The sequence below is a fragment of the Candidatus Cryosericum hinesii genome (genome assembly GCF_003570985.1).
Lineage (GTDB): Bacteria > Caldisericota > Caldisericia > Cryosericales > Cryosericaceae > Cryosericum > Cryosericum hinesii.
Genome location: NZ_QXIW01000022.1, coordinates 1 through 9,640 on the forward strand (window position 1 = coordinate 1; position 9,640 = coordinate 9,640).

Here is a 9,640-nt window from a genome sequence, read left to right on the forward strand (position 1 = left end):
GCCTGCAGGAGTCCAAGGAGGATGTTCTCTACATCCTCACCAACATAGCCAGCCTCAGTGAGTGTCGTTGCATCAGCAATGGTGAACGGAACATCAAGAATCCGGGCGAGAGTCCTCGCCAGATAGGTCTTGCCGACCCCCGTGGGCCCTGTGAGCAGGATATTGGACTTCTCGATCTCCACTTTGGAGTCCTTCTTGGCTCTCAGGCGTTTGTAGTGGTTGTACGCACCAACAGCGAGTGCCTTCTTGACCTCATTCTGGCCAACGACGTACTCGTTCAGGCGCGCATAGATTTCCTTGGGGTGCAGCGACTTGAAATTGATGTCATGACTCTCGTGCCTGGACTGTTGCATGAGCTGGTTGCCCCGCTCGATGCAGTCGTCACAGATGTACGATCCGTCGAGTCCCTTGATGAGCAGGCCGACCTCACTCGACTTCTTGCCACAGAATGAGCAGGACGGTTCTTCGCTATTATGGCTGGGCATTCTTCCCCGATGGGCCAACTTCCCCTGCAACGCCAATCTTGGAGATGACCTGGTCTACGATGCCATAGTCCACCGCCTCTTCGGCAGACATGAAGAAGTCTCGTTCGGTATCTCTTCGCACAGTCTCAAGAGGTTTTCCCGTATGTGAGGCGAGAATGTTGCTCACAGATTCCTTGATCCGCAGAATCTCCTTGGCCTGAATTTCAATGTCCGTCGCCTGTCCCTGTGCCCCGCCCCAAGGCTGGTGGATCATAATACGCGAGTTCGGCAGCGCAAATCTCTTTCCCTTGCGTCCGGCAGCAAGAAGAATAGCAGCGAGGCTTGCCGCCTGTCCCAGACAGATGGTGGACACTGGAGCGTTGATGTACTGCATGGTATCGTAGATCGCCATGCCAGGAGTGACTTCGCCACCAACGCTGTTGATATAGAGATAGATGTCTTTGGTACCACTTTCAGCGGTCAGATAGAGCATTTCGGCAACAATCAGGTTCGAGACCTGTGTATCGATCTCTCCACCAAGGAATACGATACGGTCCTTCAGCAGCCGGGAGTAGATATCATAGCCACGCTCTCCATGAACCGTCTGTTCGACCACGTATGGAATGACGCTCATTGTGCCTCCTGTTCAGCCTTTGGGGACTCTTTCAGCTGAACTGCGCCAACAATCAGGCTGCGGGTATTTTCCCAGACGATAACATTGCGGACTGTCTTGCGCCCCTTCTCTATCGTCGTGTCGATATCCGCTTTGGCCAGTTCTTCCTTGTGCGATTCCACATATGCCTCGATGTCTGCGTCCCCAGCCACGATACCGCACGTTCTCTCAGTTGCCTCCATCAGAAGATCACGCTGAAGCAGTTTGACAGCGTCCGCTTCAACATCCTGAGTCAACTGTTCGGCGCTGATATTATTGTACTTCAGATACTCGTTGAGAGAAAGCCCATTGCGGGCCAGGCTGTTCTTGATTTCGCCCAGCCGTTCCTGAGTCGCGTCACGCCGAACATACCCAGGGAAATCGATGCCCAGCTTCTCAGCAGCGCTCTCGATAGCACGGCTGAAGATCAAGTCCTTCCTGGCCTCGTCCGCCTTGTGCTGTTCGTCTTCTTCAAGAGTCTTCCGAAGCTCCACGAGGGAGTCGAACGCCCCGACGCTCCGGGCAAATTCGTCGTTGACTTCTGGAATGTGTTTCTCAGCAACACCGTCGAGAGTGATATCTCCTTCGAGGACGTTCTCCTGCATCTGCACACTGAAGTGCTTCGATTCTCCAACATTCATTCCACTGAGAAATGGCTCGTAGGCCTTGCCCACTTCGCCCTCGCCCACCGTGAACTCCGTATGGTAGGGATCCTGGGATTTGTCGGTCGCGATGGTGACCATGACGGAATTGCCCTGAGCAGCCGGGCCATCTTTCGGGGATGTTTCGGTCACAGCATCGACAAGAGCCTTGATGCGGCTTTCGACGGCTTTGGTCGTATCAGTCTGAATGTTTTCAACCTCGACGCCACTCCACAGATCATGATCTGCCTTGGGCATCTCGAAGACACGTACGTCGACCTTCAGCCCAGTGGCTGCAGTGTCTTCGAGTATTGAATCGACGATTTCAGGCTCAAAAATGAGGGCGTCGGTTTCCTTGTGTTCCTTGAGGAACGCGACATAAGCTTGAGAGGCCGCCTTCTGAAGGACGTCGTCCTTCAACTCCTCATCGCTGACATAGTTGCCGACGATGGAAAGGGGGGCCTTCCCCGGACGGAACCCGGGTATACGGAGTTTGCCGGCCATCGCCAGCGTCGCCTCGCGGCGCATTGCTGAGACTTCGTCGGCACTGAATGTCGCAGAGAGTACGGTCGAATTGCCAATCTTCTTAGTGGTGGTGTATTCCACGATCTCCTCCAAGTTGGTGCGAAGGGCGGGAGTCGAACCCGCATGGAATTACCCACTGGATCCTAGGTCCAGCGCGTCTGCCAGTTCCGCCACCCTCGCTGAATACTTACTGACATCGCAGGGAACTGAATCTTTGGCCAAGTGGTGGTGGGTCGTGCAGGACTTGAACCTGTAACCGCCTGATTAAGAGTCAGATGCTCTACCAATTGAGCTAACGACCCACAACTTGAACGCAACGATTATAGGACTTTTCATGAGGGTGTCAAGCAATTCCACGGCCGCACCTGCATCATATGCCGCGCCCTCGGTCGTCGTAGTTCGCGACACAGTCGTCTTATCAGGTTGATTTGGATGCAGGCTTCCTGGTCGGAATCAATGGTATGCATCATTTCAAGGACAGGTATGGTCCTGCACCCTAATACTGTCAACCCATATTCCACTTTCGGGGGAATTACCGGGTAAACATGCCTGAATACAAGGTAATCATCCTGCAGACTTCTCAATTGCTGCCTGATCATTTTTCAGTGACATCCAGCAGCTTCTTCCGTATATCATCGAACCGCATCACACTGCTACTCAAAAAACCGAAGTATAAGTAATCTTTCATCTCCCCGGTAATATTTTTCGAACAAAAACCGTCGAGCAGATATAATATTTAAGGCACTACTCTCGCAGATAGCAGTTCCCATTCCTCATTTCTTCACACATCAAAGTATCATCCCTTCTACAGTACACTATTGTGTATCATGCTATGAGAAAGTTCCTGCTTATAATCGTAGTACTTAATTGCTATCATACCGTACAAGAGTGCAAAGACAATTGGAATTTGGCATGGCTCTGCCCAAACAATCTTTTATGAACTATGGCCTAATGATTTGGAATACAATGGTGCTGTAAATTCCAATTGCCCAGTATTAAAAATTAAAAATACAGGGGAGTTAAAACATGAGCAAGGTATTGTATATCAAGGCAAATCCGAAATCCGATGCTGATTCCAGAACCTTTACAATCTCAGAAAGTTTTATCGAGGCATACAAAAACCTTCACCCAAACGATGAAATTGTCATAATTGATCTGTACAAGGAGAATATCGATTTTCTGTCCACTGAGTCAGTCAATATGCATAAGTTGGCTCCCGGCGCATACCATGATCATCCGGTTTTGAAGTACGCATATCAATTTGTGGAAGCAGACAAATATGTGTTTGCGGAACCCTTATGGAACCTCGGAATTCCCGCTATACTCAAAGCATACATCGATTACATTTCTGTGACCGGGATTACTTTCACCTATACCGCAGAGGGACCTAAAGGCTTATGCAGCAACAAAAAGGCTATCAATATCACCTCAAGGGGCGGCTCGTACTCAGATGGGTATATGGCCACCCTTGAAATGGGAGATAAATACTTAAGGACTATTTTAGGCTTTTTGGGCATTTGCGATTTCACCACTATAGCCGCCGAAGAATTGGATGTTATCGGTACTGATGTTGAAGACGTTCTCAATAAGGCAATTCAACAGGCACAGCAAGCCGCAGCAACATTTTAGATATCTTTTCATAACTTCCCATTTTGAATTGAAAAAGGCATAACAGCTTTTGAACTGTTATGCCTTGAAATTAATCTATAGAAAAGAAAAACTATATTTTGCGTCTTTCTCGAGGTGAACTGTAGCTTCAAATTTGGCGCGCCCAGCAGGAGTCGAACCCGCAACCTGCGGATCCGAAGTCCGCAGCTCTATCCAGTTGAGCTATGGGCGCTAGCCTCACGATCCTGGTGCGCTTAGCAGGACTCGAACCTGCGGCCTACGGATTAGGAATCCATCGCTCTATCCGCCTGAGCTATAAGCGCAGTACTGCAAAACGTACAACATCAAGGGCCGTGCTCAGGAAAAATGGGGTGGGTAAGGAGACTCGAACTCCCAACATCTGGATCCACAGTCCAGTACTCTAACCAATTGAGCTATACCCACCATATCAGGCTGGCGAGCCCAGCAGGATTTGAACCTGCGACCGACGGATTAGAAATCCGTTGCTCTATCCAGCTGAGCTATGGGCCCATGGTCGGGGCGAGTGGATTTGAACCACCGATCTCATGGTCCCAAACCATGCGCGTTACCAAGCTACGCCACACCCCGAGTAGAAAGAGAATACACACAATCAGCCAAAAATCAAGGTCTCAGCGGCATGGTCCCTTGAAGAGAACACCACAAAGCCTCAACGGCCTGTGCTCGGTGACTGATATGGTCTTTGAGACCGGCATCCATCTCGCCGAAGGTAAGAGAGTAGCCGTTCGGGGTAAACAGCGGATCATATCCAAAGCCCTGAGACCCACGCGATTCTGGAGTCACGGTTCCGGCGACAGCGCCTGAGCAAGCCAGACACCGGCGTGATCGAGGAAGAAACGCGACGATCCAGCATACGAACCGTGCAGGCGTTGACGACACACAGTGCTCTGAGAGAAACGCTGCGAGCGCAGTTCTTTCGGAGAGACCAGCATACCGAAAGCGCGCAGAATGGACTCCAGGCATGTTGCCAAAAAGGGGTAGCTCAAGCCCAGAGTCGTCCGCGAAGACTATACAGTCATCGGATCCCGCGGTCAGGACGCTCAGGAGGCCTGACCGGGCTTTCCTGTATGCGTTCTGGTAGTACGTGGTACCACACTCGACCACGCTCCCCACATCCAACTCTTCCAAGGGAAGTCTGCAATCCAGGCCTCTGAGAATACTGCCAAATTCCTGCAGTTTGTGAGCGTTGCCGGTGACAAGTCGCAATCTCAAACGTCCGCAACCTCTACAGCACTGACATAGTCTCCAAGGAAGAGGCGAGCCTTGTCGAGAAAGTCGCCAGGGTCGCCTGTTGTGAAGAACCTGTCCTGCTGTCCAGCCCCGGTGGTCAACCGACACTTCTCGAGCACCAGCCCTACCTCGTATGCCAGTTCCTTGCTTGGGTCGACAATCTTGACGGCCGGTCCAAGGATACCTTCCATGAGGCTGTTGAGGAAGGGGAAGTGGGTGCAACCTAGAACAAGGGTGTCTGCTCCGAACTCCTGCACCGGCTTCAGCACGTCTGCGGCATAATCAGCCACGTCCTGCCCTTCAATGCTTCCAGCTTCCACAAGGTTCACTAGTTCCTGCGACTGGAGCTCTATCATTTCTACCGTCGGATCCAGTAGCCCCATGGCTCTGAGATAGCCATGGCTCCGTGCTGTCCCGGGTGTCGACAGTACTGCGACTCTGCGGTTGCGGGTCGCCAGTTGTGCGCTCTTGACCCCAGCAGAAATCATCCCCAGGACGGGAACATCCACGCAATGCTGGATATCTGGGAAAACAGCACTGGACGCCGTGTTGCAAGCCACAACAACCATCCGGGCTCCGTGAGCCTCGAGGAACTCGACGAGGGCCGTGGCTCTGCTGATCACCTGTTCCCTCGGCTTCGTTCCATATGGAAAGAAGCGGGAGTCCGCAATGTACATAATGGCCTCTCGTGGCAATCGGTTCTTCAGCTCCCGGACGACTGCAAGTCCTCCTACCCCTGAATCGAACACCCCTATGTAAGATTCCACCAGCAGACCTCTCTACTTGCTGAGGTACTCGACAATGGCGTCCGCGATACCCTCGGCCGCCTTTTGCTGGAACGAGTCCTCACGCAGAAGACGTTCTTCTTCACTATTGCTGATAAACGCGCACTCCACCAGGACAGCCGGCATGGTATCGATGTGGGACACAAGATACAGCGAGGTCTTGTGCGTCCCTCTATCTGTTCTTCCCAGGGCAGAAACGAGATGCTTCTGAACAAGCCCGGCAAAGACCTTCGACTGGTCAGACCAATAGGTAACTTCGGTACCCCCGATTGATGGTCCCGCATCCGTGGCGTTCTGATGAATTGAGAGAAAAAGATCTGCCCCCGAGCTGTTGGCTATCTGCGCCCGCCTGATGAGGTCAGGGTTGTCTTTTGACGTATCATCCGACCGCGTCATGACGATATGGGCGCCATCGGCCTCGAGTAATGCCTTTACCTTAAGCGCGATTGACAGGTTGACGGACGATTCCTTCGTCCCGGAAGGACCTACGGCCCCAACGTCAAAGGAACCCGTCGATGACGTGCAGCCGTGACCAGGGTCAAGGACAATTTTCTTCCCTTCCAGCTCTCCCTTGACGGTGCTGGAAAGCGCGATGACATAGGTGCCCGTTCCGGCGTTCTGCACATCGACTGTGGAGGCTAAGGCATGCAAACGTAGATCCACGACTGGAGGGGTGTCGTTCAGACGCTGCTTCCCCGACACAGTGGCCCAAGCCGACAGCACCTGCTTGCCAGAGATAGTGGTGGCCGAAACCCCCTCCAACTGGATGACGCAGTAGTCACCATCCGCCGTCTTCGTCACTTTCAAGTCACAGGCGGACGTGATCGTTACGCTTCCCGGCGTACTCACAGAGGTACCTGCAAGGGTAATTGACGAGATAATCGGGTCAAGATATACCCTTAAAGCATCTGCGATCGCCTCAAGTCCAAACACGTGTGCCACAGTCGCCACTGGAACGTACAACAGGCCACTCAGGATCCTCGGCGCGACAGCCATCTCTTCGCTCCAGTGGCTGTTGCCTTGAGCAATCTTCAGAGTGTGCAGCCCGTCCTTCAGTACGTATTGTCGATCCCCAAGTGTCAGGCTCGTTTGCTGATTGGCCGCGTCCCAGGACAACAGTATACCGTAGGCATTGGCCACGTCGACGAGCGGCACGAACGTAGCCCCCTGTGCGGAAAACGTCTCCTCGCTGCCAGATAGAAGCTCGCCGCGCAGAAACACGGCCTTCGACGACGCGGTCGATCCGGGGGCAGTCATCACCAACTGCACCGTCGACGCGCTGGTCGACTGCTTCAAGCCAGTGCCGGACCCGACAAGATAGACGACGATGCTGGACACGAAGCCGGCCGAGCTCGCCCATACCTTCACCGCCGACACCTGCTGCGTCGGCACACCGGCAATGCCAGCCTGTGCAGACTGCACCAGCCTTGGCAGTGACACCTCAATGCGTTCAGGATTGTGTCCCCGAACAATTGACAGCCCGCTCTTGTCCCCATCAATGTGCATCGTGACACCAGTCCAGCCGTTCGACGACACCAGCTCGATGCCGGTCAGACTGCAGACGGCACCTCCAGGACCAGTTCCACCGACCACCGTACCTTCAGACATCGCTATCCAGTCTTCGGACGAAGTATCGGAGGATAGTTCGAGGTACACCTGCCTGCCATCCGTGGCAACACCGACAATGAGCTTGCCCTTGGCAGCAAGCGACCCGTCAGTCCCCACTACGAACGGCGACGTCACCAGTCGTGCTGATGGGGCCACGGAAGTGAGGCTCTTCCCTACCGTTGCGGTGATAAGACTGCTCGGTACTTTCTCCCAGGAGCTAAGCAAAGGCGCGTAGACCCATCCCGTCTTCTCAGCAGCAGTCACACGGCACCAAGTCTCTTTTTGTTCGTTCATGGAGTAACCGATGATCAGAAGGCTCGTCCCGGAGGGCAGGACACCAAGGCGGTCGTAAATTACTGAAGGTCCGCTACGAAGATCCGATGCATCCACCGTCTTCGTCGGAAACTGAAGTTTCGGCTTCCAGAGGGCCAGAAGAGACGCTGTCGTGAATGTCGCCTGATTGGACCCAGAAACCTGAACTGTCTGGACTTTCACTACCCACGACGCGACGTAGCCACTGGTTTGTTTGATCTTGAGGGATGAACAGTCCACCTTGTACCAGATCTTGCCACTGGTGTCTTTGGACTCTGATAGAATGCGCAAGGACGTACGTGACTTCATGGTCGTCAGGCGTGCGAAGACTGTCCCTGCACCACTTCGCAGTGAAGTGCCATCTTCCACGACGACCGCATAGCGAGTGGAAGAGGACTGAGCAGATACATTCGGTTCCACCTTTGCAGGCGTTGGTTTCAAGACCGCCGGGCTGACCGGCGACGTGGTGGCCGGAGCGTAGGTGACGAGCCAGCCTGCCACGAATCCAAACGAAGCGCCTACCCGTATCTTGTACCACGTCCGCCCCGAAGTGTCTTTGGAAGAGCCGACAACCTCGTATTTTTCTCCCTTGTGTGCAACCCGAATCACGCTGAACGTCGTACCAGCTCCCGACCGGATGTTGGCCTGGTCCGGAATCGTGACGGCCGCTGTCGTGTCTCCCCGTGTCGTTCCGACAATGGCGCCGGTGAAAAGAGCCACGACGATGAATAGAGCGATCATCTTCTTGTTCAACGCATGTACCCCCTTATCTCACGCTCCACTCGTCGTCTCTCGGAAGTCTCACGAGACCCCTTGGTTGCCAGGAATTTGCCAACAGCCAGGTCGACCTTGACGAACCCGCCTTCCGAAAAAGAAAGTGATGCGGGCACGACGGTAAGACCCTGTTGACTGATGAGAGATGCAATCCTGATAAGTTCGCGCCTGTGGACAAGGAGTCTTCTGCGACGTTTGAGCTCCTCGTCGGTTGTGTGCGCAAATGCATAGGGGCCCACGGACATCTGCACGAGGTAGAGCTCCCGGCCGTAAAATCGGCAGTACGAGTCTCCAAAAGCGAATGTCCGTGAACGTACGGCCTTGACTTCCCAACCACGCAGTTCTATGCCAGCCTCCAGACGCTCAAACGTCTTGAAGTTGTGCTGGATCCGCTTATTTGCGACGACCACTCCGGGTTTGTTGTCCATACCTACCGCGCAAGTACTCCAAGTACAGAGATAAAGTCCTGAGGAAGTGGCGCCACGACGCGAACCTGGGCTTCCGAACGCGGCGCTACAAACGAGAGTGCAAATGCATGAAGCATCTGCCGCTCTATCACGACGTTCCGCTGCTTCCTGTAGCCATAAGTATAGTCTCCGAGCACAGGGTGTCCAATGTACGAGCAGTGAACACGGATTTGATGCGTCCTCCCTGTTTCGATGCGTATCCGAAGGAGAGATGCCTGGTCGCCAAAATGCTGGATGACTTCGAAGTCAGTCGTAGAAGGCCGACCTGAACTATCGGCCTGACGCAGCAGGAGCCCTCGAGAATGGACTGCCCCAATAGGCACATCGATTCGACCACTCTTTTCCGCAAATGTCCCCCAAACCAACGCCAGATATTGTTTCTGGGCGTCATGGTTGCCCAGTTGTCGCTTGAAGTAGCTCCACCCGGCTTGAGAACGGGCCAGAACCATCACGCCACTCGTGTCCTTGTCGAGCCGATGCACGACCCCCGGCAACTCGACACCCTCTCCATCATAGAGCGTGACTCCACTTGCCA

Annotated in this window: 10 protein-coding genes and 7 tRNA genes; 1 reads left to right on the plus strand and 16 read right to left on the minus strand. The window is 53.7% G+C overall.

Annotated elements, in window-relative coordinates; translation table 11 throughout:
• The 6 genes from SMC3_RS03840 to SMC3_RS09890 all read right to left on the minus strand — a co-directional run.
• Nucleotides 1-485 (minus strand): ClpX C4-type zinc finger protein (locus SMC3_RS03840; RefSeq protein ID WP_119089847.1); only part of this gene is annotated, 485 nt, incomplete at its 3' end.
• Nucleotides 472-1,098 carry an ATP-dependent Clp endopeptidase proteolytic subunit ClpP gene (clpP, locus tag SMC3_RS03845; protein ID WP_119089848.1) on the minus strand — a complete coding sequence of 209 codons (627 nt, stop codon included), beginning with the start codon at nt 1,096-1,098 and terminating at the stop codon, nt 472-474. The genes clpP and SMC3_RS03840, both read right to left, overlap by 14 nt.
• A complete protein-coding gene (locus SMC3_RS03850; RefSeq protein ID WP_165846556.1) occupies nt 1,095-2,363 on the minus strand; it encodes a trigger factor in 1,269 nt (422 codons plus the stop codon). The genes clpP and SMC3_RS03850 overlap by 4 nt, the downstream gene beginning before the upstream one ends.
• Nucleotides 2,364-2,377: 14 nt before the next feature.
• A tRNA-Leu gene (locus SMC3_RS03855) sits at nt 2,378-2,462 on the minus strand.
• Nucleotides 2,463-2,508: 46 nt separating this feature from the next.
• A tRNA-Lys gene (locus tag SMC3_RS03860) sits at nt 2,509-2,584 on the minus strand.
• A 30-nt stretch (nt 2,585-2,614) separates the two neighbouring features.
• Nucleotides 2,615-2,881, minus strand: coding sequence for a winged helix-turn-helix transcriptional regulator (locus SMC3_RS09890; RefSeq protein ID WP_207799655.1), 267 nt, complete (start codon nt 2,879-2,881; stop codon nt 2,615-2,617).
• A 427-nt stretch (nt 2,882-3,308) separates the two neighbouring features.
• On the opposite strand from SMC3_RS09890, the gene SMC3_RS03870 reads away from it, so the two are divergent.
• Nucleotides 3,309-3,911, plus strand: a complete 603-nt coding sequence (locus SMC3_RS03870) for an FMN-dependent NADH-azoreductase (RefSeq protein WP_119089850.1) — start codon at nt 3,309-3,311, stop codon at nt 3,909-3,911.
• 134 nt (nt 3,912-4,045) lie between these two features.
• Here the strand turns inward: SMC3_RS03870 and SMC3_RS03875 are convergent.
• The 10 genes from SMC3_RS03875 to SMC3_RS09355 all read right to left on the minus strand — a co-directional run.
• Nucleotides 4,046-4,122, minus strand: a tRNA-Arg gene (locus SMC3_RS03875).
• 14 nt (nt 4,123-4,136) lie between these two features.
• Nucleotides 4,137-4,213 (minus strand) — tRNA-Arg (locus SMC3_RS03880).
• A gap of 44 nt (nt 4,214-4,257) precedes the next feature.
• Nucleotides 4,258-4,334: transfer RNA gene (locus SMC3_RS03885), tRNA-His, on the minus strand.
• Between the two features lie 10 nt (nt 4,335-4,344).
• Nucleotides 4,345-4,421, minus strand: a tRNA-Arg gene (locus tag SMC3_RS03890).
• A gap of 1 nt (nt 4,422) precedes the next feature.
• A tRNA-Pro gene (locus SMC3_RS03895) sits at nt 4,423-4,499 on the minus strand.
• A gap of 33 nt (nt 4,500-4,532) precedes the next feature.
• Entirely contained in the window at nt 4,533-5,141 is a 609-nt protein-coding gene (locus SMC3_RS09895; protein ID WP_165846557.1) for a non-canonical purine NTP pyrophosphatase, read from the minus strand.
• Entirely contained in the window at nt 5,138-5,926 is a 789-nt protein-coding gene (gene murI, locus SMC3_RS03905; protein ID WP_165846558.1) for a glutamate racemase, read from the minus strand. The genes SMC3_RS09895 and murI overlap by 4 nt, the downstream gene beginning before the upstream one ends.
• A gap of 12 nt (nt 5,927-5,938) precedes the next feature.
• Nucleotides 5,939-8,617, minus strand: coding sequence for an N-acetylmuramoyl-L-alanine amidase (locus SMC3_RS03910; RefSeq protein WP_119087585.1), 2,679 nt, complete (start codon nt 8,615-8,617; stop codon nt 5,939-5,941).
• The gene (gene smpB / locus SMC3_RS03915) at nt 8,614-9,066 is read right to left on the minus strand and encodes an SsrA-binding protein (protein ID WP_119087586.1); all 453 of its coding nucleotides are present in this window, start codon (nt 9,064-9,066) and stop codon (nt 8,614-8,616) included. Before smpB ends, SMC3_RS03910 begins: the two co-directional genes overlap by 4 nt.
• A 2-nt stretch (nt 9,067-9,068) precedes the next feature.
• Nucleotides 9,069-9,640, minus strand: a 572-nt coding sequence (locus tag SMC3_RS09355; RefSeq protein ID WP_165846560.1) for an RluA family pseudouridine synthase, incomplete at its 5' end; no start/stop codon positions are given.